General features: G+C 61.4%; 20 protein-coding genes and 1 pseudogene. 12 read left to right on the top strand and 9 right to left on the bottom strand.

Annotated features, from left to right (window positions below; translation table 11 throughout):
• Positions 1–384: 384 nt before the first annotated feature.
• Both OC605_RS17000 and OC605_RS17005 read right to left on the bottom strand, forming a co-directional pair.
• Positions 385–1,864: pseudogene (locus OC605_RS17000) on the bottom strand (inorganic phosphate transporter).
• A gap of 370 nt (positions 1,865–2,234) precedes the next feature.
• The gene (locus OC605_RS17005) at positions 2,235–2,435 is read right to left on the bottom strand and encodes a hypothetical protein (RefSeq protein ID WP_008080067.1); all 201 of its coding nucleotides are present in this window, start codon (positions 2,433–2,435) and stop codon (positions 2,235–2,237) included.
• A 630-nt stretch (positions 2,436–3,065) separates the two neighbouring features.
• Between OC605_RS17005 and pcaR the strand changes: the two genes are divergently transcribed.
• The 11 genes from pcaR to pcaC all read left to right on the top strand — a co-directional run bounded on the left by pcaR (position 3,066) and on the right by pcaC (position 14,135).
• Positions 3,066–3,908: a pca regulon transcriptional regulator PcaR gene (pcaR, locus tag OC605_RS17010; protein WP_016771343.1), complete on the top strand. Its 843-nt coding sequence runs from the start codon at positions 3,066–3,068 to the stop codon at positions 3,906–3,908.
• Between the two features lie 292 nt (positions 3,909–4,200).
• Positions 4,201–5,547 (top strand): MFS transporter, encoded by a 1,347-nt coding sequence (locus OC605_RS17015; protein ID WP_039762657.1) that lies wholly within the window; start codon positions 4,201–4,203, stop codon positions 5,545–5,547.
• Positions 5,548–5,821: 274 nt separating this feature from the next.
• Positions 5,822–6,679 (top strand): CoA transferase subunit A, encoded by an 858-nt coding sequence (locus tag OC605_RS17020; protein ID WP_024011937.1) that lies wholly within the window; start codon positions 5,822–5,824, stop codon positions 6,677–6,679.
• Positions 6,679–7,458 carry a CoA-transferase subunit beta gene (locus OC605_RS17025; protein WP_186568243.1) on the top strand — a complete coding sequence of 260 codons (780 nt, stop codon included), beginning with the start codon at positions 6,679–6,681 and terminating at the stop codon, positions 7,456–7,458. The genes OC605_RS17020 and OC605_RS17025 overlap by 1 nt, the downstream gene beginning before the upstream one ends.
• The gene (gene pcaF, locus OC605_RS17030) at positions 7,455–8,660 is read left to right on the top strand and encodes a 3-oxoadipyl-CoA thiolase (RefSeq protein ID WP_262138342.1); all 1,206 of its coding nucleotides are present in this window, start codon (positions 7,455–7,457) and stop codon (positions 8,658–8,660) included. The genes OC605_RS17025 and pcaF overlap by 4 nt, the downstream gene beginning before the upstream one ends.
• Positions 8,661–8,696: 36 nt before the next feature.
• Positions 8,697–9,401 (top strand): protocatechuate 3,4-dioxygenase subunit beta, encoded by a 705-nt coding sequence (gene pcaH, locus OC605_RS17035; protein ID WP_262138344.1) that lies wholly within the window; start codon positions 8,697–8,699, stop codon positions 9,399–9,401.
• A 1-nt stretch (position 9,402) separates the two neighbouring features.
• Positions 9,403–9,969, top strand: a complete 567-nt coding sequence (gene pcaG, locus OC605_RS17040; RefSeq protein WP_186568248.1) for a protocatechuate 3,4-dioxygenase subunit alpha — start codon at positions 9,403–9,405, stop codon at positions 9,967–9,969.
• A gap of 254 nt (positions 9,970–10,223) precedes the next feature.
• Entirely contained in the window at positions 10,224–11,519 is a 1,296-nt protein-coding gene (locus OC605_RS17045; protein ID WP_130912696.1) for an MFS family transporter, read from the top strand.
• Positions 11,520–11,564: 45 nt separating this feature from the next.
• Positions 11,565–12,929, top strand: a complete 1,365-nt coding sequence (locus OC605_RS17050) for a 3-carboxy-cis,cis-muconate cycloisomerase (protein WP_262138347.1) — start codon at positions 11,565–11,567, stop codon at positions 12,927–12,929.
• Positions 12,930–12,940: 11 nt separating this feature from the next.
• Positions 12,941–13,732: a 3-oxoadipate enol-lactonase gene (gene pcaD / locus OC605_RS17055; RefSeq protein ID WP_262138349.1), complete on the top strand. Its 792-nt coding sequence runs from the start codon at positions 12,941–12,943 to the stop codon at positions 13,730–13,732.
• A 10-nt stretch (positions 13,733–13,742) separates the two neighbouring features.
• Positions 13,743–14,135, top strand: a complete 393-nt coding sequence (pcaC, locus tag OC605_RS17060; RefSeq protein WP_007917093.1) for a 4-carboxymuconolactone decarboxylase — start codon at positions 13,743–13,745, stop codon at positions 14,133–14,135.
• Between the two features lie 164 nt (positions 14,136–14,299).
• On the opposite strand, the gene OC605_RS17065 is transcribed toward pcaC, so the two are convergent.
• The 4 genes from OC605_RS17065 to emhA form a co-directional block, all read right to left on the bottom strand.
• Positions 14,300–15,559, bottom strand: a complete 1,260-nt coding sequence (locus tag OC605_RS17065) for an OprD family porin (RefSeq protein ID WP_262138351.1) — start codon at positions 15,557–15,559, stop codon at positions 14,300–14,302.
• A gap of 441 nt (positions 15,560–16,000) precedes the next feature.
• Positions 16,001–17,461: an efflux RND transporter outer membrane subunit EmhC gene (gene emhC, locus OC605_RS17070; RefSeq protein WP_262138353.1), complete on the bottom strand. Its 1,461-nt coding sequence runs from the start codon at positions 17,459–17,461 to the stop codon at positions 16,001–16,003.
• Positions 17,458–20,622, bottom strand: coding sequence for an efflux RND transporter permease subunit EmhB (gene emhB / locus OC605_RS17075; protein WP_071174632.1), 3,165 nt, complete (start codon positions 20,620–20,622; stop codon positions 17,458–17,460). The genes emhC and emhB overlap by 4 nt, the downstream gene beginning before the upstream one ends.
• A 3-nt stretch (positions 20,623–20,625) precedes the next feature.
• Positions 20,626–21,783: an efflux RND transporter periplasmic adaptor subunit EmhA gene (gene emhA / locus OC605_RS17080; RefSeq protein ID WP_016771331.1), complete on the bottom strand. Its 1,158-nt coding sequence runs from the start codon at positions 21,781–21,783 to the stop codon at positions 20,626–20,628.
• A gap of 266 nt (positions 21,784–22,049) precedes the next feature.
• Here emhA and emhR point away from each other — a divergent pair, with 266 nt between their 5' ends.
• Positions 22,050–22,682 carry an efflux system transcriptional repressor EmhR gene (emhR, locus tag OC605_RS17085; RefSeq protein WP_016771330.1) on the top strand — a complete coding sequence of 211 codons (633 nt, stop codon included), beginning with the start codon at positions 22,050–22,052 and terminating at the stop codon, positions 22,680–22,682.
• A gap of 211 nt (positions 22,683–22,893) precedes the next feature.
• On the opposite strand, the gene OC605_RS17090 is transcribed toward emhR, so the two are convergent.
• From OC605_RS17090 to OC605_RS17100, 3 genes are read right to left on the bottom strand one after another with little or no spacing between them, the layout of a single operon-like run.
• Positions 22,894–23,943 (bottom strand): alkene reductase, encoded by a 1,050-nt coding sequence (locus OC605_RS17090; RefSeq protein WP_016771329.1) that lies wholly within the window; start codon positions 23,941–23,943, stop codon positions 22,894–22,896.
• Positions 23,944–23,971: 28 nt separating this feature from the next.
• Positions 23,972–25,138: an MFS transporter gene (locus OC605_RS17095; RefSeq protein ID WP_262138357.1), complete on the bottom strand. Its 1,167-nt coding sequence runs from the start codon at positions 25,136–25,138 to the stop codon at positions 23,972–23,974.
• Between the two features lie 34 nt (positions 25,139–25,172).
• A complete protein-coding gene (locus tag OC605_RS17100) occupies positions 25,173–25,475 on the bottom strand; it encodes an ArsR/SmtB family transcription factor (protein ID WP_016771327.1) in 303 nt (100 codons plus the stop codon).
• Positions 25,476–25,548 lie beyond the last annotated feature (73 nt).

Consider the following 25,548-nt stretch of genomic DNA (forward strand, 5'->3'; position numbering starts at 1 on the left):
GCTCAGCCTTCCGACGTCGCCTGTGAATCAAGATCAAAAGCGGTACTCGAGCTTGCGCTCATTGTTTTGAGTGGTGAAAAGCGTGTGATCTGCTTCGGATCTGTGTTGGATTCGCCCCTCACCCCAGCCCTCTCCCCGAGGAGAGGGAGCTGATTTGTGTGCTTTTCAAATCCTGAGTTCAACTCGGACTTTCACATCGACGTAACTCGCTCAAACACCTCGGTCAGTTCCCTCTCCCTCCGGGAGAGGGCTAGGGTGAGGGGCTCTTGATCTGGCTTTTGCTTTGGCTTTTGATCTTTTGCCCCTTCGGCATACTTCTTAGCCCCAATAACAAAAAAGGCGTGATCCTCACGAATCACGCCTTTTCCAATCAACAGCTAACGATCAACTACCCAAAGCCTTCGAAGCCAACCAGAACAACCCGGCCGACAGCGCCACGGTCGCCGGCAGGGTCAACACCCAGGCCAGCAGAATAGTCTTCACCGTGCCACCCTGCAGGCCGCTCTTGTTGGCAACCATGGTCCCGGCCACACCCGAAGACAACACGTGAGTGGTCGACACTGGCAGGCTGAAGATGTTGGCCATGCCGATCAAACTGGCTGTGGTGATCTGCGCCGACATGCCCTGCGAATAGGTCATGCCTTGCTTGCCGATCTTCTCGCCGATGGTCAGCACCACACGCTTCCAGCCGACCATGGTGCCCAGGCCCAGTGCCAGGGCGACCGCCAGAATCACCCAGAACGGGGCGTATTCAGTGGTGGTGGTCAGATCTTTGCGCAGCTTGTCGAGGTCAGCCTTTTCACGGGCTTCGAGGCCTGGCAGCTTGCCGACTTTCTTCGCCGTGTCGTCCAGACAGAGCAGGTAGCGACGCACTTCGATGCGGCTGTCCGACGACAGCGAATGGTAGTCCGCTATACCTTTAAGGGTGTGCAGCAGGGCGGTGATGGTCGGTTCGGTCTGCTGCGGGTTGCAGCGGAATTTTTCCGGCAGGTCGCCTTCCACGCTCTTGCCCAGGGCCAGGAACTCACCCAGCGAATCGGCGTTGCGCTGGTAGAACTGGCTCAGGTGCAGGGTCGCGTCGCGGGTGCGTTCGATCTGGTAGGTGGTGCTGTTCAGATCGAGTACGAACTGCGCCGGGACGATACCGATCAGCACCAGCATGATCAGGCCGATGCCTTTCTGGCCATCGTTGGAACCGTGCACGAAGCTCACGGCCATGGCCGAGATCACCAGGACCAGGCGGTTCCATCCAGAACGGCGGGTGTTTTTTGTCGTCGATCTTGCGGCGCTGTTCCGGCGTCTTGTGCATCTTCGACAGCGGGCGCCACCATTTCAGGCCGATCAGCACCAGCGCGGCGATGAGGAAGCCGGCCATCGGCGAGAACACCAGCGAGGCGCCGATGTCGATCGCTTTCTGCCAGTTCACGCCATCTCTCAACGGAATGTCGTTGATCAGTGCGTTGGCCAGGCCGACACCGAGGATCGAGCCGATCAGGGTGTGCGAGCTGGAAGCCGGGATACCGAAGTACCAGGTGCCCAGGTTCCAGGCGATTGCCGCGGCGAGCAACGAGAACACCATCGCCAGGCCATGGCCGGTGTTCACATTGATCAGCAGCTCAACCGGCAGCAAGTGGACGATGGCATACGCCACGCCAACGCCGCCCAGCAGCACGCCGAGGAAATTGAACACACCGGAAAAGAACACCGCCAGGTGTGGCGGCATGGCTTTGGTGTAGATAACAGTGGCTACCGCGTTAGCGGTGTCATGAAATCCATTGATGAACTCGAAGGCGAGGACAAACGTCAGGGCGAGCAAGAGGCTCACAAGCACCCAAGCATCCAGTCCGCTGAATAAATCGATCATGAAGGTTTTCTGACCCGGTCGTAAGGGGGCGCGATTATGCCAGAAAAGACAGGAAATCGATGCCCCGTCTGCTCACTGGTCACACCCTTCTTCGATTTAATTTGTTGCAGGGCGTGAAAACCAGGCAGCACGCAGGGTTTTCCAACTATTTGATTTTATTGAATAAAGAAGATTTTTAAGCCAATTTTTCTGATATCTCAAAGGCTCAAACGCTTGTCTGAAATATCTCTGAATCCTGTGGGACGCTCGTTCATAAGCCGCAGAACAGCGATGCAGCCGCTGCCCGCGGATAGCGGGCGCGCGAGGTGTCGTCTTCCACCGTGCTGTGGCTCAGGCGGACGTCGACTTTCGAATGCTCAACCGCCGTGGCTCATGGCTCTTCGGCTTTGAGTTCCTTTTCGATCTTTTCGATTTCCTGCTTGAACACCTGATCCTGAACGGTAGGGCGCTTGCGCCATGCCTTGCGTTCCGGTTCCGGCTGCGCGGCGTAGGTGGTGACTTCCCCGCCGTAAACTTCCTTGTAACGTTGTTCCTGGCGCTCTAGTTCCGCGCGCAGTTCGTCTTTTGTCACGGTGCTACCTGTATGAGTTGAATTGAATATCCGGTGAAACACACTGCAACGAGTCAATTGAGCGAACCCGCCAGTCATCCACAGCCCGATCGGGCGGAGACATTGCAGAGGCGATCAAGACTTCCGTGTTACAGGCGGCTACGGCACCAGATAAAAACTGACGCAGCATCAGTTTCCTGTTTCAGCGAGCGCTGGCGTTGCATGTGTGATGGGCGCCGGGCGCTGGCCGGAGCTGAGACGAAGGACCTCGTTTCAGCAAGTCGAGGGCTTTTGATTAAAGCGCCGCGACTAGGGTGCATTATAGCGGCCGATTCGGGAATGACTATCTTTGCCAAGTTAAAAACGGTTCTGAATGTGTGATGGTTTTGTTGCTGGCAACTTTTGCCGCTAGTTAAGTGTAAAGACAGCGTTATAGAACCGGCGTTCTGTTTTTGGCGTCATTAACTAGAACAACTAAGTTGCGAGCAGAATCGCTAAAGCTGCCTCTAGCATGAAGAAGAGGGCGAGGGGGCTGGATTGCGATTATCGGTCGGCGGTTCGATAATCGCCCAATGTTGGCGCCCCGGTGCTTGTGCATCGCGCGGCGAGCCGTTTGACTAGGCATCGATGCGTGCCGGACAAGGACAAGAAATGAACGATCAAATGCGCAACTCCTTCACCTCGGTGGCGCCGCCCATCGTCGCCTCGCCGGCCAAGCGCATTCAGGCGCTGACCGGTGATCCGGATTTCATGACGTCCCTGGCCCGCGGTCTGGCGGTGGTGCAAGCGTTTCAGGAACGCAAACGCCACCTGACTATCGCGCAGATCAGTCATCGCACGGAAATCCCCCGCGCCGCCGTGCGCCGTTGCCTGCACACGCTGATCAAGCTCGGCTACGCCACCACCGACGGCCGCACCTATTCGCTGCTGCCGAAAGTGCTGACCCTCGGCCACGCCTATCTGTCCTCGACACCGCTGGCCGTCTCCGCCCAACCGTATCTGGATCGCATGAGCGAGCAACTGCACGAGGCCTGCAACATGGCGACGCTGGAGGGCGATGACATTCTCTATATCGCGCGTTCGGCGACCACTCAGCGATTGATCTCGGTCGACCTTTCCGTCGGAGGACGGCTGCCGGCGTATTGCACGTCGATGGGGCGCATTCTGTTGGCCGCGCTGGACGACACCTCCCTGGGCGAATACCTCGACCACGCCGAACTGGTGGCCAAGACCAGCCGCACCATTCATACCCCCGACGCGTTGCTCGAATGTTTGCAGCAGGTGCGGCAGCAGGGCTGGTGCATTGTCGATCAGGAACTGGAACAGGGGCTGCGCTCGATCGCCGTGCCGGTGTACGACGCCTCGGGGCAAGTGGTCGCCGCGCTCAATGTCAGCACCCACGCCGGGCGGGTCAGCCGCGCCGAGCTGGAGCAGCGCTTCTTGCCCGGCCTGCTCAGCGCCAGCCGCGACCTCAGCGCGCAGTTGTTCGCCTGAGGAAGCTGTTCGATAAACGCACAGTGTTGCGTTTATCGAATTGACGCTAAAACCCTCGGATCATTAATGTCGCGGCAGCGTCATCCGGCGCTGATGTGAATGAGCTCGCCGGACTGTCGACCCCATAATAATGACAAGAGGCAACTCACCATGCGCTCGCTCCCCCACTGTCTGTATCCCACCCGTTGTTGCCGGGTTCACCGCAACGCCTGATTGCAACCTTCTATTCTTGTGACCGTGCCGTGCTTTGGCCGGCCGCCGTTCGACTGCGTTTTCGCGTGGAATAAAAATAATGAACCAGCCTCAGTCCGCTGTGGGTAACTGCCTCGATGTGCAGACCTTCATCAACGCCCAACCGATCTCGCGCTATCAGTGGCGAGTGGTGATTTTGTGTTTCCTGATCGTATTTCTCGACGGCCTCGACACCGCCGCTATGGGCTTCATCGCCCCGGCGCTGTCGCAAGACTGGGGCATCGACCGCGCCAGCCTCGGCCCGGTAATGAGTGCCGCGCTGATCGGCATGGTCTTCGGTGCACTCGGCTCCGGCCCTCTGGCTGACCGCTTCGGGCGCAAAGTCGTCCTCGTCGGTGCGGTGATTCTGTTCGGCGGCTTCAGCCTGGCCTCGGCGTACAGCACCAACGTCGAACAATTGCTGGTGTTGCGCTTCCTCACCGGCCTCGGTCTCGGCGCAGGGATGCCCAACGCCACAACGCTGCTCTCGGAATACACCCCGGAGCGCAAGAAGTCGCTGCTGGTGACCAGCATGTTCTGCGGCTTCAACCTCGGCATGGCCGGCGGCGGTTTCATCTCGGCAAAACTGATCCCGGCCTTCGGCTGGCACGCGTTGCTGATGATCGGCGGGATCCTGCCACTGATCCTCGCGGTAGTGCTGCTGTTCTGGCTGCCGGAATCGGCGCGCTACCTGGTGGTGCGCAACCGTGGCACCGACAAAGTACGCAAGACCCTCGCGCCGATCGACCCGGTTACCGTCGCCCAGGCTGCGAGCTTCAGCGTGCCGGAACAGAAGACCGTGAAAGCGCGTAATGTCTTTGCGGTGATCTTCTCCGGCACGTACAGCACCGGCACGCTGCTGTTGTGGCTGACCTATTTCATGGGCCTGGTGATTGTGTACCTGCTGACCAGTTGGCTGCCGACGCTGATGCGCGACAGCGGCGCGAGCATGGAGCAGGCCGCGTTCATCGGTGCGTTGTTCCAGTTTGGCGGCGTGTTGAGCGCGGTCGGGGTGGGCTGGGCGATGGATCGCTTCAATCCGCACAAGGTCATCGGCATTTTCTACCTGCTGGCCGGGGTGTTTGCCTACGCCGTGGGGCAGAGCCTGGGCAACATCACCTTGCTGGCGACGCTGGTGCTGGTGGCAGGCATGTGCGTCAACGGCGCGCAATCGGCGATGCCGTCATTGGCCGCGCGCTTCTACCCGACTCAAGGTCGCGCGACCGGGGTGTCGTGGATGCTCGGCATCGGCCGTTTTGGCGCGATTCTCGGCGCATGGATGGGCGCAACCTTGCTCGGCCTGGGCTGGAATTTCGAGCAGGTGCTGACCGCGCTGGTGATCCCGGCCGGTTTGGCGACGGCGGCGGTGCTGATCAAGGGCATGGTCAGTCATGCGGATGCGACATGAGGCAGACCCATGATCGTTCCCACGCTCCGCGTGGGAATGCCTCAACGGACGCTCTGCGTTCGGCTGTACAGGGACGCGGAGCGTCCCGGGCTGCATTCCCACGCGGAGCGTGGGAACGATCATTAGGGAAGCAACAATCCGTTCGATAAACGAACACTCAGTCGATTATCGGATTGTTTGGCGAATTTCCCGAGCTTAATCTTCAGTGACTCCGGCGCTGAACCTCGCGCCTTTTTATCACTGGCGATTCCTTACAAGAACAGGAGCCCGCTCCATGGCTGAGATCCTTTCGCTGCACGACGCGGTGAAGCAATTCGTCAACGACGGCGATACCGTCGCCCTCGAAGGCTTCACTCACCTGATCCCTACGGCAGCGGGTCATGAAATCATTCGTCAAGGCAAGAAAGATCTGACGCTGGTGCGGATGACGCCTGACCTGATCTACGACCAACTGATCGGCGCCGGTTGCGCGCGCAAACTGATTTTCTCCTGGGGCGGCAACCCGGGTGTTGGTTCGCTGCACCGTTTGCGTGACGCGGTCGAAAAGCAGTGGCCGCACGCGCTGGAAATTGAAGAACACAGCCACGCCGACCTCGCCAACGCCTACGTCGCCGGCGCGTCCGGCCTGCCGTTCGCGGTCCTGCGTGCCTACGCCGGCTCCGACCTGCCGAAGGTCAATCCGCTGATCAAAACCGTGACCTGCCCGTTCACCGGCGAAGTGTTGGCGGCAGTGCCATCGGTACGCCCGGACGTCACCGTGATTCACGCGCAGAAAGCCGACCGCAAAGGCAACGTGTTGCTCTGGGGCATTCTCGGTGTGCAGAAAGAAGCCGCGCTGGCGGCCAAGCGTTGCATCGTCACCGTGGAAGAAATCGTCGACGATCTCAATGCACCGATGAACGCTTGCGTACTGCCGACCTGGGCCTTGAGCGCGGTCTGCCATGTGCCGGGCGGCGCGCATCCGTCCTACGCCCACGGTTACACCGAGCGTGACAATCGTTTCTATCAGGCGTGGGACCCGATCGCTCGCGACCGTGAGACGTTTACCGCGTGGATCAACGAATACATCCATGGCTGCGCTGACTTCAGCGAATTCCAGGCCAAATTGGCCGCTGCTTCGGAGGCCAAGTAATGACTTACACCACCAATGAAATGATGACCGTCGCGGCGGCCCGGCGCCTGAAGAACGGCTCGGTATGCTTCGTCGGCATCGGCCTGCCATCGAAAGCCGCCAACCTCGCGCGTCTGACATCATCGCCGGACGTGGTGCTGATTTACGAATCCGGCCCGATTGGCGCCAAGCCGAGCGTGCTGCCGCTGTCGATCGGTGACGGCGAGCTGGCCGAGACCGCCGACACCGTGGTGCCGACCGGTGAGATTTTTCGCTACTGGTTGCAGGGCGGGCGCATCGACGTCGGTTTTCTCGGCGCCGCGCAGGTCGACCGTTTCGGCAACATCAACACCACCGTGGTCGGCGACTACCACGCGCCGAAAGTGCGCCTGCCGGGTGCCGGTGGCGCGCCGGAGATCGCCGGTTCGGCGAAAAGCGTGCTGATCATCCTTAAACAGTCGGCGCGTTCGTTTGTCGACAAGCTCGACTTCATCACCTCGGTCGGTCACGGCGAAGGTGGCGATTCGCGTAAACGGCTGGGCCTGCCGGGTGCCGGGCCGGTGGGCATCATCACCGACCTGTGCATCATGGAACCGGAGGAGGGTACCCGCGAATTCGTGGTCACCGCGCTGCATCCGGGCGTGACCCGCGAGCAAGTGGTCGCCGCCACCGGTTGGGCGATCCGTTTTGCCGACTCCATTGAAACCACCGCTGAGCCGACCGAAGTCGAGCTGACCGCGCTGCGTGATCTTGAAGCGCGCACCGCCGCCGCCCACGGTCAGGCACCGGGAGAAGCATGATGCGTGACGTGTATATCTGCGACGCGATTCGCACCCCCATCGGCCGTTTCGGCGGCGGACTGTCCACCGTGCGCGCCGATGACCTCGCCGCCGTGCCGATCAAGGCTCTGATGGAGCGCAATCCATCGGTGGACTGGAATGCCGTCGATGAGGTGTTCCTCGGCTGCGCCAACCAGGCCGGCGAGGACAACCGCAACGTTGCGCGCATGGCGCTGCTGCTGGCGGGTCTGCCGGACAGCGTGCCCGGCGTTACGCTCAATCGCCTCTGCGCTTCGGGCATGGACGCGATCGGTACTGCATTCCGTGCGATTGCCAGCGGCGAGATGGAGCTGGCGATTGCCGGCGGCGTCGAGTCGATGTCCCGCGCGCCATTCGTGATGGGCAAGGCCGACGCGGCGTTCTCGCGCAACATGAAACTGGAAGACACCACCATCGGCTGGCGCTTCGTCAACCCGCTGATGAAAGCGCAGTACGGCGTCGATGCCATGCCGCAAACTGCTGACAACGTTGCCGACGACTACAAGGTTTCGCGCGAAGATCAGGACGCCTTTGCTCTGCGCAGTCAGCAACGTACCGCCGCCGCTCAAGCCGCCGGATACTTCGCTGAAGAAATCGTCGAAGTGCGCATCGCCCACAAAAAGGGCGAAACCGTGGTCAGCCAGGACGAACATCCGCGCGCCGATACCACGATTGAAGCGTTGGCCAAACTGAAACCGGTCAACGGCGCGGACAAAACCGTCACCGCCGGTAATGCCTCCGGGGTTAACGATGGTGCTGCTGCGCTGATTCTGGCTTCGGCCGAAGCGGTGAAAAAACACGGCCTGACCGCCCGCGCAAAAGTGCTCGGCATGGCCAGCGCCGGCGTTGCACCACGGGTGATGGGCATCGGCCCGGTGCCGGCGGTGCGCAAACTGACCGAGCGCCTCGGCGTGGCGGTCAGCGATTTCGACGTGATCGAACTCAACGAAGCGTTTGCCAGCCAGGGTCTGGCGGTACTGCGTGAACTGGGGCTGGCGGATGACGCGCCGCAGGTCAACCCGAATGGCGGCGCGATTGCCCTCGGTCATCCGTTGGGTATGAGCGGTGCGCGGCTGGTGCTGACCGCCCTGCATCATCTGGAAAAGACTGGCGGCAAGAAAGGTCTGGCGACCATGTGCGTCGGTGTTGGCCAAGGTCTGGCCCTGGCCATCGAACGTGTCTGACGCGCTGCGGCACTTACAAGAACTGAGGAAAGCGAAATGACTGACAAGCCTGGTTACCGTCGCCCACAGGCAGGCACTCAGCCTGACTACCTGCACCCGACGTATCAATCCACCAACCTGCGCTCGCCGTCCAAGCCGTTGGTGCACCTGCCGCACTCGCTGTCGGAAATCACCGGGCCGACCATCGGCGCCGAACACATTGCCGAGAAGGACAATGACCTGACCGCGCAGCACGACGGCGAGCCGCTGGGCGAGCGCATCATCATTCACGGCCGCGTGCTCGACGAAGACGGCCTGCCGGTGCCGGGGATTCTGGTGGAGATCTGGCAGGCCAACGCCGCCGGCCGCTACAACCATGCCCGTGACCTGCACGACGCGCCGCTGGACCCGAACTTCACCGGCACCGGCCGCACCGTCACCGATGCCGATGGCTGGTACCAGTTCCAGACCATCAAGCCCGGCGCCTATCCGTGGGGCAACCACCACAACGCCTGGCGCCCGGCGCACATCCACTTTTCCCTGTTCGGGCCGAGCATCCTCACCCGACTGGTCACGCAAATGTATTTTCCCGGCGACCCGTTGCTGGCGTATGACCCGATCTACAACTGCGTGCCGGACACTTCGGCCAAGGAACGCCTGATCGCTGCTTTCGATCTGGAAAAAACCATTCCGTCCTACGCCCTCGGTTACCGCTGGGACATCGTGCTGCGCGGCCGTGAAGCCACGCCGATGGAGAAATAAGATGACGCTCTATGCGACCACGTCCCACACCGTCGGGCCGTATTACCACATCGGCCTGACCTGGCTGAACCGCGAAACCCTGGCCAACGAGCTGACCCTCGGCGAGCGCGTGGCAATCACCGGCCAAGTGGTGGATGGCAATGGCGATGTCGTCAACGACGCCATGCTCGAAGTCTGGCAGGCCAACGCCGCCGGCAAGTACGACCACCCGGAAGATCAGCAGGACAAACCGCTCGACCCGAACTTTGAAGGCTTCGGCCGGGTGCCGGTGGACGCCGAAGGGCGCTTCCGTTTCACCACGATCAAACCGGGCACGGTGCCGGGGTTGAAAGGCTCGACCCAGGCGCCGCATCTGGTGGTGCTGGTGTTTGCCCGAGGGTTGGTGAAGCACTTGCTGACGCGGATCTACTTTGAAGGCGAGCCGGCCAACGTTGATGATCCGTTGCTTGAGTGCGTGCCGGCTGAACGCCGCGCGACCTTGCTGGCGAAGAAGGATGAATCGGGTGTTTACCAGTGGAATGTGATCCTGCAGGGCACTGATGCCGAGACGGTGTTCTTCGATTATTGAACACTCCATCGGTGGTCAGCGATCAACTGTGGCGAGGGGATTTATCCCCGTTCGAGTGCGAAGCGCTCGCAAATCAGATACACGCGATTTACCTGAAATAACGCGCTGAATGGTTTTGGGGCCGCTTCGCTGCCCAACGGGGATAAATCCCCTCGCCACAAAGGCTGATCCAGACTTGAGTGATGATCCGATGTGGAACGGGACTGTTGCAAAGTGTGTCTAGACTGTGACTGTCCCTATCGAGTGAAAAAACAATGACAACCACCACCTCCCACTACACCGGCGAAGAGCGCAGCAAGCGCATCTTCGCCATCGTCGGCGCTTCCTCCGGCAACCTCGTAGAGTGGTTCGATTTCTACGTCTACGCCTTCTGCGCGATCTATTTCGCCCCGGCGTTTTTCCCCTCCGATAACCCCACCGTGCAACTGGTCAACACCGCTGGCGTGTTCGCCGCCGGGTTCCTGATGCGGCCGATTGGTGGCTGGATTTTCGGCCGGGTCGCTGACAAGCACGGGCGCAAGAACTCGATGCTCATCTCGATTCTGATGATGTGCTTCGGCTCGCTGCTGATTGCCTGCCTGCCGACCTACAAGGACATCGGCGTCTGGGCACCAGTGCTGTTGCTGTTCGCGCGTTTGCTGCAAGGTCTGTCGGTGGGCGGCGAGTACGGCACCACCGCGACCTATATGAGCGAAGTTGCGCTCAAGGGCCAGCGCGGTTTCTTCGCCTCGTTCCAGTACGTGACGCTGATTGGCGGACAACTGCTGGCGGTGTCGCTGGTGGTGGTGCTGCAACAGTTCCTCACTGAAGAAGACCTGCGTGCCTACGGCTGGCGGATTCCGTTCGTGGTCGGTGCGGTGGCGGCGCTGATTTCGCTGTTCCTGCGTCGTTCGCTGAAGGAAACCACCAACAAGGAAACCCGCGCGCACAAAGACGCCGGCAGCATCACTGCACTGTTTCGCGATCACAAAGCGGCGTTCATCACCGTCCTCGGCTACACGGCTGGCGGCTCGCTGATTTTCTACACCTTCACCACCTACATGCAGAAATACCTGGTCAACACCGCCGGGATGCACGCCAAGACCGCCAGCTACATCATGACCGGCGCGCTGTTCCTGTATATGTGCATGCAGCCGTTGTTCGGCATGCTCGCCGACAAGATCGGCCGGCGTAACTCGATGCTTTGGTTCGGCGCCCTCGGCACGCTCTTCACCGTGCCGATTCTGCTCAGCCTGAAAAGCGTTAGCAGCCCGTTTCTCGCGTTCGTGTTGATCACCCTGGCGCTGGCGATTGTCAGTTTCTACACCTCGATCAGCGGTCTGGTCAAAGCCGAGATGTTCCCGCCGGAAGTGCGTGCCCTCGGTGTCGGCCTGGCTTACGCGGTGGCGAATGCAATCTTCGGTGGTTCGGCAGAGTTTGTGGCCCTGAGCCTCAAGGCTGGCGGCATGGAAAACGCCTTCTACTGGTACGTCACGGCGATGATGGCGGTGGCTTTCCTGTTCAGTCTGCGTCTGCCCAAGCAGGCGAAGTATCTGCACCACGATCTGTAAACCCATGTGCGCGGGCTGCGAGGCCTGCGCCGGCAAGGACTGTTTATGACTCAGCGACCGGGCAATCAATTGTTCGATGCCTACTTCACCGCCCGCGATATGCGCGAAGTGTTCTGCGATCAGGGCCGGGTGCAGGCGATGCTCGATTTCGAAGCGGCGCTGGCCCGGGCCGAGGCGCGGGTCGGGCTGATTCCTTCATCGGCCGTGGCACCGATTGCCGCAGCGTGCGACGCCGGCCTGTTTGACTTCGCGGCGCTGGGCGAGGCGATTGCCACGGCCGGCAATTCGGCGATTCCACTGGTCAAGGCCTTGGGCAAGCAGATCGCTTCGAGCGATGCCGAAGCCGAGCGCTATGTGCATCTGGGCGCGACCAGTCAGGACGTGATGGATTCCGGGCTGGTCCTGCAATTACGCCAGGCGCTGGCGCTGATCGAAGACCAATTGGCGCAACTGGCCGACTCGCTGGCCGCTCAGGCACAACGTTTCGCTACCACGCCACTGGCCGGGCGCACCTGGCTGCAACATGCCACGCCAGTGACCCTCGGTATGAAAATCGCTGGATGGCTCGGCGCCGTCACGCGCAGCCGTCAGCGTCTACAGGAGCTGAAACCGCGTCTGCTGGTGCTGCAATTCGGTGGCGCCTCCGGCACGCTCGCGGCGCTGGGTGAACAGGCGTTGCCGATCGCCAAAGCATTGGCCGAAGAGCTGCAACTGACCCTGCCCGAGCAACCGTGGCATACCCAGCGTGATCGCATCGTCGAGTTCGGCGCGGTGCTTGGCCTGATCGCCGGCAGCCTCGGCAAATTCGGCCGCGACATCAGCCTGTTGATGCAGACCGAAGCAGCGGAAGTATTCGAGCCTGCGGCACCGGGCAAAGGCGGGTCGTCGACCATGCCGCACAAACGCAACCCGGTCGGCGCGGCGGTGCTGATCGGCGCGGCCACGCGGGTGCCGGGGCTGGTATCGACGCTGTTCAGCGCGATGCCGCAGGAGCACGAACGCAGCCTCGGTTTGTGGCACGCCGAATGGGAAACCCTGCCGGAGATCTGCTGTCTGGTGTCCGGTTCGCTGCAACAGGCGCGCTTGCTGGCCGACGGTCTGGAAGTCGACGCGGCGCGCATGGCTCGCAACCTCGAATTGACCCAAGGCCTGGTGCTGGCCGAAGCGGTGAGCATCGTCCTCGCCCAACGCGTCGGCCGCGACACCGCGCATCACCTGCTCGAACAATGCTGCAAACGTGCAGTGGCCGAGCAACGGCATTTGCGTGCGGTGCTCGCTGACGAGCCGCAAGTCACCGCCGAACTCAGTGGCGCTGAACTCGATGATCTTCTGAACCCCGCGCATTACCTTGGCCAGGCGCGAGTCTGGGTCGAGCGCGCGGTGGCTGAACACAACGCTTTGACTGTCTGAAGGAGAGGGCTGTGGCTTTCGTTCAACTCGCCGATGGCGAACTGCACTATGAAATTGAGGGCCCGGCGGAGGCGCCGGTACTGGTGCTGTCCAACTCGCTGGGCACCGACCTGCACATGTGGGACGCGCAAATGCCGGCGTTCACCGAGCATTTCCGCGTGCTGCGTTTCGACACGCGCGGCCATGGGCAATCGCTGGTCACCGAGGGGCCGTACAGCATCGAACAACTCGGTCGCGACGTGCTCGGTCTGCTCGATGCGCTGCATATCGAGCGCGCGCATTTCTGCGGGCTGTCGATGGGCGAGCTGATCGGTCAGTGGCTGGGGATCAACGCAGGCCATCGTCTGCACAAACTGATCGTGTGCAACACCGCAGCGAAAATCGGCGATCCGTCGGTGTGGAATCCGCGCATCGAAACCGTGTTGCGCGACGGCCCGGCGGCGATGGTCGCGCTGCGTGATGCCTCGATTGCGCGCTGGTTTACCCCGGACTTTTCCGCAGCGCATCCCGAGGCGGCGAAGAAGATTACCGACATGCTTGCCGCAACCAATCCACAAGGCTATGCGGCCAACTGCGCGGCCGTGCGCGATGCCGATTTCCGTGAACAACTGACTTCGATCAGCGTGCCGTTGCTGGTGATTGCCGGCAGCGAAGATGCGGTGACGCCGCCGTCCGGCGGGCACTTCATTCGCGACCACGTGCGCGGTGCCGAGTACGCCGAGTTCCATGCGGCGCATTTGTCCAACGTGCAGGCCGGTGCCGCTTTCAGCGACCGTGTGCTGGCGTTTTTGCAGGCTCAGTGAGGAAGAATTTGTGGACGAGAAACAACGTTACGACGAAGGCATGCAAGTCCGCCGCGCGGTGCTGGGCGATGCCCACGTCGATCGCAGCCTGACCACGCTGACCGAGTTCAACTCGGAATTCCAGGAGATGATCACCCGCCACGCCTGGGGCGACATCTGGACCCGCCCGGGCCTGCCCCGTCATACCCGCAGCCTGATCACCATCGCCATGCTGATCGGCATGAACCGCGAGGGCGAACTGAAACTGCACCTGCGCGCGGCGGCCAACAACGGCGTCAGCCGCGGCGAGATCAAGGAAGTGATCATGCAGAGCGCGATCTACTGCGGCATCCCGGCGGCGAATGCGACGTTTCATCTGGCTGAATCGGTGTGGGATGAACTCGGGGTTGAATCCCGCGAGTGAGGTTGTTGCCACTGACGCCTTCGCGAGCAGGCTCGCTCCCACATTGGAATGCATATCCCTGTGGGAGCGAGCCTGCTCGCGAAGGCCATTTCATATTCGACAGAGATGTCGACTGAAGCTGCGCTTTCGCGAGCAGGCTCGCTCCCACAGTGGGGCATGTGTGGTTAGAGCAGGCTGATCGGGTAGCTGACGATCAGGCGATTTTCATCGAACTCGTTGTTGCTGAAGTCGCGGCGCATGGTCGAGTTGCGCCATCTGACGTTCAAATCCTTCAACGTGCCGCTCTGCACCATGTAACCCAGTTCCGATTCGCGACCCCATTCCTTGCCGTCGGTGATCGTCCCGGTGTGCACGTTGTCGCCGCTGATGTAGCGGTTCATCAGGGTCAGGCCGGGGATGCCCATGGCGGCGAAGTTGTAGTCGTGGCGCAGCTGCCAGGAGCGTTCCTGAGCGTTGTCATAACTGGCGTTGTAGCTGTCGTTGGCCAAGGTGCCGCCGCTGGTGCCGTTGACGCGCATCCACGCGCTGTCGCCGGTGAGTTTCTGCAGGCCGAGGTAGAACGTGTTGCCGCCGTACTTGGCCGAAAACATCCCGTACCAGGTCTTGTTGTCCAGATCGCCGGCACGCGCGCTGCCATCTTCCTTGCCGTAGAAAAAGCCGAGGTTGGCGCCCAGCGTCCAGTCGCCGAGCGGCTGGCTGTGCAGCACGTTGAGGTACTGCTGGCTGTAGATGTCCTTGAGCTGCGCGTTCCACAGGCCGATCTGTGTGCGCTTGTCGTTGAACAGGTATTCGCCGCCCTGGAAGTTGAAACGATCAGAGGTGAACGCGGCTTTGCCGGTCATCGACATGTCGCTCATGCTGCTGTCGTCGCGCGGGCTGTTCGCGCGGAACTGGCCGCCATAAAGGGTCAGGCCAGCGATTTCCTTCGAAGTGATCTGACCGCCACGGAAGGTTTGCGGCAGCGAGCGACCGTCGTCCGAACGCAGAATCGGCAGCACCGGCATCCACTCACCGACCTTGACCTCGGTCTGGGACAACTTCGCTTTGAACGCGACGTTGGTGCGGCCGAAGTTGTCCGCCGGGCGCCCGTCATGGTCCAGCGGCAACAACTGCGTACCGCCCGTGCCTTTACCGCCATCGAGCTTGATCGAATACAGCCCGAGTACGTCCATGCCGAAACCGACGGTGCCTTGGGTGAAGCCGGATTTGGCGTCGAAAATGAAGCTCTGTGTCCACTCTTCAGCCTTGCCTTGGGCCTTGGTCGGGTTGGTGAAGTTGCGGTTGATATAGAAGTTGCGCAGGTTGAGGTTGACCTTGGCGCCTTCAACGAAGCCGCCTTCTTCGGCGCTGGCTGGCAGGGCCAGACCGGCGATGGCCAGGGCGATCACAGCGGGCAATGCGTAGGGCACAGGGAAAACTGTCATGGACTTGGGTCTCTCTTGTTTTTTTAGGGCGAACGGCTGCGCTGTCGCGGCGGATGCGGCGCAGGCAACGTGATGCAGGTCTGAGGTGGAACGGTGGCGGTCAGCCGGGCGGGGCAGGGCGCTGGAGCATGGTGTCGGACCTTGTTGTTATTGGTTTTCTGAGGCGAATGGTGAAGGGCCTGTGTGTTCGGGTTCAATTGCTGAAAGCGGGTTTTGGGCGGTTATCGAACGCAAGATTCAGCCGGTTTTTGGGTGAATGTGAGGGCCTCATCGCTGGCAAGCCAGCTCCCACAGATTTTTGCATCGCTCACTAATTTGGGTACACCACAGAACATTGTGGGAGCTGGCTTGCCAGCGATGAGGCCAGACAAGACAACGCAGTTTTATGGCAGGCAACAAAAAGCCCACCAATAAGGTGGGCTTGATGTAGTCAGCCGATGATCAGAACAGCTTCATCTTCGGCGCTTCTTCTTTCAGCGCTTCGTTCTGCGCGGTCTGCGCATTCCAGCCACCACCCAGTGCCTTGTACAGGTTGACCGCACTGGTCAACTGCGCGAGGCGGTCGGTGATCAGCGCTTGTTGTGCGCTGAACAACTGACGCTGGGCATCGAGGAAGGTCAGGTTGCTGTCGACGCCGATGCGGTAGCGACGTTCGGCCAGGCGGTAGTAATCCTGGTTGGCCTGCACGAAGTCACGCTGCGCTTGCAGCTGCTCGGTGTAGGTCTGGCGAGCGGCGAGGCCGTCGGCGACTTCCTGGAAGGCCGTTTGAATCGACTTCTCGTAGTTCGCCACGCCAATGTCCTTCTGGATCTTGGCGTAGTCGAGGCTGGCGCGCAGGCTGCCGGCGTTGAAGATCGGCAGGTTGATCTGCGGCTGGAACAGCCACGTCCCCGAGCCACCCTTGAACAGACCGGACAGATCCGGGCTCAGGCTGCCCGCGTTGGCGGTCAGGCTGATGCTCGGGAAGAACGCTGCACGGGCCGCACCGATGTTGGCGTTGGCCGCCTTCAGGTTGTACTCGGCCTGGAGGATGTCCGGACGACGTTGCAGCAGGTCCGAAGGCAGACCGGCCGGTACATCGCTGAGCAGATCATCGGACAGCGGTTTGGCCGTTTGCAGGTTGGCCGGAATACCGGTGCCGAGCAGCAGGGTCAGGCTGTTTTCGTCCTGTGCGACCTGGCGGGTATAACGCGCCAGTTGCGCCCGGGCGTTTTCCACGGAAGTGCGCGACTGCGCCAGATCCAGTGCCGAAGCCACACCGACTTCGTTGCTGCGGCTGGTCAGCTTGTAGCTTTCTTCGAAGGCACCGAGGGTGTCCTGCGTCAGCTTGAGCAGTTCCTTGTCCGCCTGCCAGGTCAGGTAGGCATTGGCGACGTTGGCGACCAGACTGATCTGCGTACTGCGGCGTGCTTCTTCAGTAGCGAAGTACTGTTGCAGCGCTTGCTCGCTCAGGCTGCGCACCCGACCGAACAGGTCGAGTTCGTAGGCGCTGACGCCGACGGTGGCGGAATACGAACTGCTGATCATCGACTCGCCGGTCTGCGAGGCACGGGCCGGCAGACGCTGGCGGCTGCCGGCGGCATTGGCCGACACTGCCGGGAACAGGTCGGCGCGCTGGATGCGGTACTGCGCCGCGTAAGCGTCGATGTTCAACGCCGCGACACGCAGGTCGCGGTTGTTTTCCAGGGCGACCTGGATCAGCTGTTGCAGGGTCGGGTCATGGAAAAACTGCTTCCAGCCCTGTTCGGCAGCGGCTTGCGCCGGAGCCTGGGCCGGCGAATATGCCGGCCCCTGCGGGTACTGACCTGCGACCGGAGCCTCAGGCTGCTGATAGTCAGGTATCAGCGAGCAACCGCTCAGCACGAAGGCGGCGACTGCTATGGAGAGTAGCGACTTGCTCATTGGCCAGCCTCTTTAGGAGTTTCAGTAGTGTCATCCGCGTCGGTCTTTTTGCGCTGACCGATGGACGACACAGTAACGAAGAACAGTGGGACCCAGAAGATCGCCAGGATCGTGGCCGTGAGCATACCGCCAATCACGCCGGTACCGATCGCATGTTGACTGCCTGAACCGGCGCCGGTGGAAATCGCCAGCGGCACAACACCGAGAACGAAGGCCAGCGAGGTCATGATGATCGGGCGCAGACGCATGCGGCAGGCTTCAATCGCCGCTTCACGCAGGGTGCGTCCCTGTTCATGCAGTTCCTTGGCGAATTCGACGATCAGAATGGCGTTTTTAGCCGCCAGACCGATGGTCGTCAACAGACCCACCTGGAAGTACACGTCGTTGGACAGACCGCGCAGGCTGGTGGCCATCAGCGCACCGATGATCCCCAGCGGTACCACGAGCATGACCGCGATCGGAATCGACCAGCTTTCATACAGCGCCGCCAGACACAGGAACACCATCAGCAGCGACAGGGCATAAAGCGCCGGTGCTTGCGAGCCGGACAGACGTTCCTCGTAGGACAGGCCGGTCCAGGAGATACCGACACCGGACGGCAGCTTCTTGGCAATCGCTTCGACTTCAGCCATCGCTTCACCGGTGGAGTAGCCCGGCGCCGGAGCCCCGAGGACCTCGACCGCTTCCACACCGTTGTAGCGCGCCAGCTTCGGCGAACCGTAGACCCACTCGCCCTTGGCGAACGCCGAGAACGGAACCATGGTGCCTTCGGCGTTACGCACGTACCACTTCTTCAGGTCTTCGGGGCTCATGCGCGAGTCCGGCTGGCCCTGCACATACACCTTCTTCACCCGACCACGGTCGATGAAGTCGTTGACGTAGCTACTGCCCAGCGCGATCGACAGGGTGTTGTTTATGTCGCTGATGGTGATGCCGAGGGCACTGGCCTTCTCGTCGTCGATTTCCAGCTGGAACTGCGGCTCGTCGTTCAGGCCGTTCGGACGCACCTGGGTCAGCACCTTGCTTTGCGCCGCCATGCCGAGGAACTGGTTGCGCGCTTCCATCAGTTTTTCGTGACCGATACCGGCGCGGTCCTGCAGGAACACGTCGAAACCGGTGGCGTTACCCAATTCCAGAACCGCTGGCGGGGCGAAGGCAAACACCATCGCGTCGCGGAAGCTGAAGAAGTGTTGCTGGGCACGCGCAGCGAGGTTGAACACGCTGTTGTCGGCGTTACGTTCGCCCCACGGCTTGAGCATGATGAACGCCATACCCGAGCTCTGGCCACGGCCGGCGAAGTTGAAGCCGGTCACGGTAAACACCGAAGCCACCGCGTCCGCCTCACCGCCGTCCTTGTTCGGACGCAGCAGGTACTCACGCATTTCATCCACCACCACCTGCGTGCGCTGGGCACTGGAACCGGCCGGGGTCTGCACCTGAGCGAACAGAACGCCCTGGTCTTCTTCCGGGAGGAACGCGGTCGGAATGCGGGTGAACAGCCAGATCATGCCGACGACGATCAACAGGTACGCCAGCAGATACGGCGCCTTGCGGGTCAGCATGTTGCCGACGCCACGCTCGTAGCTGCGTACGCCACGGTCGAAGTTGCGGTTGAACCAGCCGAAGAAACCTTTCTTCGGAGTACCGTGCTCGCCTTTCGGAATCGGCTTGAGCATGGTTGCGCACAGCGCCGGGGTGAAGATCAGGGCAACCAGTACCGACAGGGCCATGGCCGACACGATGGTGATCGAGAACTGCTTGTAGATCACACCCGTGGAGCCGCTGAAGAACGCCATCGGCAGCAGTACCGCCGAGAGCACAAGGGCGATACCGACCAGTGCACCCTGGATCTGGCCCATGGATTTCTTTGTCGCTTCCTTCGGTGACAAGCCTTCTTCGCTCATCACCCGCTCGACGTTTTCCACCACGACGATGGCGTCGTCCACCAGCAGACCGATGGCCAGCACCATGCCGAACATGGTCAGGGTGTTGATGCTGAAACCGGCGGCGGCGAGGATGCCGAATGTACCGAGCAGTACCACTGGCACAGTCATCGTGGTGATGACGGTGGCGCGGAAGTTCTGCAGGAACAGGAACATCACCAGGAACACCAGCGCGATCGCTTCGACCAGGGTATGCACCACGCCTTTGATCGACTCGGTCACCACCGGAGTGGTGTCGTACGGGAACACCACTTCCATGCCTTGCGGGAAGAACGGCTTGAGGCTGTCGATGGTGTTGCGCAACGCTTTGGCGGTATCGAGGGCGTTGGCGCCGTTGGCCAGTTTCACCGCCAGACCGGACGCCGGGCTGCCGTTGAACTGGGCACTGATCGCGTAGTTCTCACCGCCGAGGCCGACTTCAGCCACGTCTTTGAGGCGAACCTGCGATCCGTCCTTGTTGACCTTGAGCAGGATTTCCTTGAACTGCTCGGCGGTCTGCAGACGGGTCTTGCCGATGATCGTCGCGTTCAGTTGCTGGCCCTGCACGGCAGGCAAGCCACCGAGCTGACCGGACGACACCTGGACGTTCTGCGCAGCAATGGCATTCTTCACGTCGACCGGGGTCAGGTTGAAGTTGTTCAACTTGGCCGGGTCGAGCCAGATACGCATCGCGTACTGCGCACCGAAGACCTGGAAGTCACCGACACCGGCGGTCCGCGAGATCGGGTCCTGCATGTTCGACACGATGTAGTTGGACAGGTCGTCCTTGGTCATGCTGCCGTCACGCGACACCACGCCGATCACCAGCAGGAAGTTCTTCACTGCCTTGGTCACGCGGATACCCTGTTGCTGCACTTCCTGCGGCAGCAGCGGGGTGGCCAGGTTCAGCTTGTTCTGGACCTGGACCTGCGCGGTGTCGGAATTGGTGCCTTGCTCGAAGGTCGCGGTGATGGTCATGCTGCCGTCGGAGTTACTTTCCGACGACACATAACGCAGGTTGTCGATACCGTTGAGCTGTTGCTCGATGACCTGCACCACGGTGTCCTGCACGGTTTGTGCGGACGCGCCCGGGTAGGTCACCTGGATCGCAATGGCCGGTGGCGCAATGCTCGGGTATTGGTTGATCGGCAATTTCAGGATCGAAAGTGCCCCGACCAGCATGATCACCAGGGCGATTACCCAGGCGAAAATCGGACGGTCGATGAAGAATTTTGACATGGGTTACTCCCCTTTGCCGCCGGCGGCTTTGTCAGCTGCCTGTGCGGGGGCCGGGTTCTTGGTGCCGACGTTAGTCGCTTCGGTCGCTTTGACCTCGACGCCCGGTTTGACGTACTGCAGCCCTTCGGTGATCAGACGATCGCCGGCTTTCAGGCCGTCTTCGATCAGCCACTGGCTGCCGACGGTGCGGCTGGCCTTGAGCTGACGCAGTTCGACCTTGTTGTCGGCGCCGACGACCAGTGCGGTCGGGGTGCCTTTGAGGTCGCGGGTCACGCCCTGCTGTGGCGCGAGGATCGCTGCGCTGTTGACGCCGGCCTGCAACTGGGCGTGAACGAACATGCCTGGCAGCAGGGTGTGATCGGGGTTCGGGAACACTGCGCGCAGGGTCACCGAGCCGGTGGTCTGGTCAACCGAGACTTCGGAGAATTCCAGCTTGCCGTCGAGCTTGTACTGGCTGCCGTCTTCCAGGGTCAGCTTGACCGCAGCGGCGTTGTCGCCGGCCTTCTGCAGACGGCCGCTTTCCAGTTCGCGGCGCAGTTCCAGCAGCTCCACCGACGACTGGGTCACGTCGACGTAGATCGGGTCGAGCTGCTGAATCACTGCCATCGCATCGGCCTGACCATTGCTGACCAGTGCGCCTTCGGTCACCGAAGAGCGGCCGATACGGCCGGAAATCGGCGCGTAGACTTTGGTGTAGCGCACGTTGATCTGCGCGCTCTGCAACGATGCTTCCGATTGCAGGCGGTTGGCCAGTGCGGTGTCGTATTCCTGACGGCTCACGGCTTGTTCGTCGACCAGTTGCTTGTAGCGGTCGGAAATCGACTTGGTCGAACGCAGCTCGGCTTCGGCGCTTTTCAGCGTAGCTTCATAGACCGACGGATCGATCTGATACAGCTGCTGGCCGGCTTTGACGTCGGCACCTTCCTTGAACAGGCGCTTGAGAATGATGCCGTTGACCTGCGGGCGAACTTCCGCGATGCGGAACGCACTGGTGCGGCCCGGAAGCTCCGAGGTCAGGGTGAAGGCTTGTGGTTGCAGGGTGACGACGCCGACCTGAGGAGGCGGAGCGGCAGGGGCCGCTTCTTCCTTTTTACATCCGCTGAGCAGCGATGCCAGGGCGACGGCAGTGACCAGAGCGGTAACAGCTGGCTTGAATTGCATGAAGATCCTCGGGTCAGGCGCGCAAGAAGCGCACAAGAAGTGTGAAAGAGTAAAAATCGGGCACCGGGTGGATAAGTAGCTTGCTAAGTAATATACTTACGTTCATGGTTGTTTGTAAACACCTGCGCCGCGTACCCACCCTGATACAAAAGTCGTCGCAAGGTTTGAAATTGTAGGCCGGGGAGCCGATTCACGAGAGATCGCCCCCTCTTTATTCAGCGGATATTCAGCCATCCCTGAAACATCCTGTTTGAGGTTTTACTGCCATGGTCCGTCGTACCAAAGAGGAAGCTCAGGAAACCCGCAGCCAGATTCTGGAAGCGGCCGAGAAAGCCTTCTATGAAAGGGGGGTTGCCCGCACCACCCTGGCGGACATCGCGACCCTCGCCGGTGTGACGCGTGGCGCCATCTACTGGCATTTCAGCAACAAGGCCGATCTGGTCCAGGCCATGCTCGACAGCCTGCATGAACCGCTGGATGAACTGGCCAAGGCCAGCGAAAGCGAGGACGAACCGGACCCGCTGGGCTGCATGCGGCAGTTGCTGATTCATTTGTTTCATCAAGTTGCACTGGACCCGAAAACCCGGCGCATCAACGAAATTCTGTTTCATAAGTGCGAGTTCACCGATGAAATGTGCGATCTGCGCCAGCAGCGCCGGACGGCCAGTCTCGATTGCAACCTGCGCATCGGCCTGACCTTGCGTAATGCGGTGAATCGCGGCCAGTTGCCGGAAGATCTCGACACTGCCCGCGCGGCGATCAGCATTCATGCCTACATCGACGGCCTGCTGTACGGCTGGCTGCTGGCCCCGGACAGCTTCGAACTGCACGCCGAGGCTGAACGCTGGGTCGACACCGGGCTGGACATGCTGCGCCTGAGCCCAAGCCTGCGCAAATGAAACAAAATGCGCAATTGCCCGGCAGGATGTCAATCAGCCGCCATGGCTGATGATCGCGGCGGAGAGTTTAAACGTAGCGAGTCGTGGATTTTGTAGGGAAATTGTGTCGCTGTTGTGAAACGGTGTTCGCAGGCTCTTACCCTGCGCCAACAGCAAAAAGCCCCGGACTCTCACAAGTCCGGGGCTTTTTCATTGCTGCACTACAGCGTGCTTACAACGTCGGATAGTCGATATAGCCGACCGGACCCTTGCCGTAGAAAGTCTCCGGATGCGGCTCGTTCAACGGCGCATCGGCCTGCAAACGTGCCGGCAGATCCGGGTTGGCAATGAACGGCACGCCGAACGCGACCGCGTCTGCCTTGCCGCTGGCCAGCCACTCGTTGGCGCTTTCCTTGGTGAACTTCTCGTTGGCAATGTATGGGCCACCGAACGCTTCTTTCAGTTGCGGGCCGAGGCTGTCGGCGCCTTCTTTTTCGCGCGAGCAAATGAACGCGATGCCGCGCTTGCCCAGTTCACGGGCTACGTAGGTGAAGGTTTCGGCGAGGTTGTCATCGCCCATGTCGTGGGAATCGGCGCGCGGTGCCAGGTGCACACCAACGCGACCAGCGCCCCAGACTTCGATCGCGGCGTCGGTCACTTCCAGCAGCAGGCGCGCACGGTTTTCCAGCGAGCCGCCGTACTGGTCGGTGCGCTGGTTGGTGCTGCTTTGCAGGAACTGGTCGAGCAGGTAACCGTTGGCGCCGTGGATTTCCACGCCGTCGAAACCGGCGGCCTTGGCGTTCTCGGCGCCGGTGCGGTAGGCGTCGACGATGTCGGCGATTTCAGCAGTTTCCAGGGCGCGCGGGGTTGGGTAGTCGGCCAGTGGGCGCACCAGGCTGACGTGGCCCTTTGGCTGAATGGCGCTTGGCGCGACCGGTGCTTCACCGTTCAGGTACGAAGGGTGGGAAATGCGGCCAACGTGCCACAGTTGCAGGAAGATCTTGCCGCCGGCGCCGTGAATCGCCTTGGTCACGTTGGCCCAGCCACGCACTTGATCGTTGGACCAGATGCCCGGGGTGTCCGGGTAGCCGACGCCCATCGGCGTTACCGAAGTGGCTTCGCTGAGGATCAGGCCGGCCGAGGCGCGTTGTACGTAGTATTCGGCCATCAGCGCGTTTGGCACACGACCTTCGTCGGCGCGGCAGCGGGTCAGCGGGGCCATGATGATGCGGTTGTTCAGCTCGATGTCGCCGAGTTTGATCGGGTCGAAAATAGTCGCCATGTCTAAAACCTCTTGAATGGAAAGTTGATCAGTTGGATGCAGGCGCCAGCTCGGCATTGCCGTTCTGGCGGAAAGTAATCAGGGTCACCAGCAGGGCAAGCACAGCCAGCGCGGCGGCGGCCAGAGGCACGCTGGTCAGGCCGTAGCCGTGGGCGATGACGCTGCCGCCGACCCAGGCGCCGAGGGCGTTGCCAACGTTGAAGGCGCCGATGTTCAGGGTCGAAACCAGGTTCGGTGCAGCCTTGCCGAAGGTCACCACGTTGACTTGCAGCGCCGGCACAGCGGCGAAACACGCGGTGGCCCAGAGGAACAGAGTGATTTCAGTCGGGATCAGCGCGACGCTGGTCCAGCTCAGCACGGTGGAAACCACGGCCATGGCGATGAACACGCCGATCAGCGTGGCGGCCATGCCCTTGTCGGCGAGTTTGCCGCCGATGATGTTGCCGACCGTCAGGCCCAGACCGATGAGCATCAGCGTCCAGGTCACGCCACGCGGCGACACGCCGGTGACTTCCCCAAGCAGTGGGGCAACGTAGGTGAACAGGGTGAAGACCGAGGCGGCGAACAGCGCGGTCATGCTCAGCGACAGCCAGATGCCGGCACCCTTGAGGGCAGCGAGCTCGGCGCGCATGTCGAGTTTCTCTTCGTCACGCTTGGCCGGCAGAAAGCGGATCAGGCCGATCAGCGCGATCACACCGATGACGGTCACCGCCCAGAAGGTCGAACGCCAGCCGGCTTCCTGACCCAATGCGGTGCCCAGCGGTACGCCGAGCACGTTGGCCAGGGCCAGACCGGTGAACATCAGGGCGACCGCCGAGGCACGTTTGTTGGGCGCGACCAGATGGGCCGCCACTACCGAGCCGATGCCGAAGAATGCACCGTGGCACAAAGCGGTGACGACCCGGGCAAACATCAGCACGTTGTAGTCGCTGGCGATGGCGCAGAGCAGGTTGCCGACAATAAAGATGCCCATCAACGCCACCAGCGCGGCCTTGCGCGGCAGCTTCGCGGTGGCCAGCGCCATGAACGGCGCACCGATGGCCACGCCCAGGGCGTAACCGGTGACCAGCCAGCCGGCGCCGGGAATCGACACGCCGAGGTCCGCCGCCACGTCGGGCAGCAGGCCCATGATGACGAACTCGGTGGTGCCGATGGCGAAGGCGCTCAGGGCGAGGATGAGAAGCGAAAGGGGCATGCAGGTTTCCTTGTCGGCTGGCTGACGTTAAGGGTCAGAGCTCTTTACTGAGAGTGCTGAGAAACGCCTGGATGACGTCCTCGTTACGTTTGAAGAAATGCCACTGCCCGGCCTTCTGGCTGCTGATCAGCCCGGCCCGTTGCAACGTCGCCAGGTGTGCCGATACGGTCGATTGCGACAGGCCGCAACGCTGATCGATCTGCCCGGCGCAAATACCGTATTCGTGGTTGTGCAACTGCTCGGGGAATTCGCCTTTCGGGTCTTTCAGCCAGTTGAGGATGTCTCGCCGTACTGGGTGCGCCAGGGCTTTTATTATTTCGTCGAGGTCGAGGTTCATGGCTTGGGCTCGTGGTGGCAGTGGCGATATATCGCGATGGAGCGAACTTTAAATCGTTGGATCGCGATATACC

The organism is Pseudomonas sp. Marseille-Q5117 (assembly GCF_946901175.1).
In the GTDB taxonomy this organism is placed as follows: domain Bacteria; phylum Pseudomonadota; class Gammaproteobacteria; order Pseudomonadales; family Pseudomonadaceae; genus Aquipseudomonas; species Aquipseudomonas iranensis.

What these genes read in the sequence shown, in the direction of transcription:
- emhR (WP_016771330.1), top strand. Translation starts at nt 22,050, where the DNA reads ATGGTCCGTCGTACCAAAGAGGAAGCTCAGGAAACCCGCAGCCAGATT.
- OC605_RS17090 (WP_016771329.1), bottom strand. Translation starts at nt 23,943, where the DNA reads ATGGCGACTATTTTCGACCCGATCAAACTCGGCGACATCGAGCTGAAC.
- OC605_RS17015 (WP_039762657.1), top strand. Translation starts at nt 4,201, where the DNA reads ATGAACCAGCCTCAGTCCGCTGTGGGTAACTGCCTCGATGTGCAGACC.
- pcaF (WP_262138342.1), top strand. Translation starts at nt 7,455, where the DNA reads ATGATGCGTGACGTGTATATCTGCGACGCGATTCGCACCCCCATCGGC.
- pcaH (WP_262138344.1), top strand. Translation starts at nt 8,697, where the DNA reads ATGACTGACAAGCCTGGTTACCGTCGCCCACAGGCAGGCACTCAGCCT.
- emhC (WP_262138353.1), bottom strand. Translation starts at nt 17,461, where the DNA reads ATGAGCAAGTCGCTACTCTCCATAGCAGTCGCCGCCTTCGTGCTGAGC.
- OC605_RS17065 (WP_262138351.1), bottom strand. Translation starts at nt 15,559, where the DNA reads ATGACAGTTTTCCCTGTGCCCTACGCATTGCCCGCTGTGATCGCCCTG.
- OC605_RS17020 (WP_024011937.1), top strand. Translation starts at nt 5,822, where the DNA reads ATGGCTGAGATCCTTTCGCTGCACGACGCGGTGAAGCAATTCGTCAAC.
- OC605_RS17095 (WP_262138357.1), bottom strand. Translation starts at nt 25,138, where the DNA reads ATGCCCCTTTCGCTTCTCATCCTCGCCCTGAGCGCCTTCGCCATCGGC.
- OC605_RS17100 (WP_016771327.1), bottom strand. Translation starts at nt 25,475, where the DNA reads ATGAACCTCGACCTCGACGAAATAATAAAAGCCCTGGCGCACCCAGTA.
- OC605_RS17025 (WP_186568243.1), top strand. Translation starts at nt 6,679, where the DNA reads ATGACTTACACCACCAATGAAATGATGACCGTCGCGGCGGCCCGGCGC.
- OC605_RS17050 (WP_262138347.1), top strand. Translation starts at nt 11,565, where the DNA reads ATGACTCAGCGACCGGGCAATCAATTGTTCGATGCCTACTTCACCGCC.
- pcaG (WP_186568248.1), top strand. Translation starts at nt 9,403, where the DNA reads ATGACGCTCTATGCGACCACGTCCCACACCGTCGGGCCGTATTACCAC.
- pcaR (WP_016771343.1), top strand. Translation starts at nt 3,066, where the DNA reads ATGAACGATCAAATGCGCAACTCCTTCACCTCGGTGGCGCCGCCCATC.
- emhA (WP_016771331.1), bottom strand. Translation starts at nt 21,783, where the DNA reads ATGCAATTCAAGCCAGCTGTTACCGCTCTGGTCACTGCCGTCGCCCTG.
- OC605_RS17045 (WP_130912696.1), top strand. Translation starts at nt 10,224, where the DNA reads ATGACAACCACCACCTCCCACTACACCGGCGAAGAGCGCAGCAAGCGC.
- emhB (WP_071174632.1), bottom strand. Translation starts at nt 20,622, where the DNA reads ATGTCAAAATTCTTCATCGACCGTCCGATTTTCGCCTGGGTAATCGCC.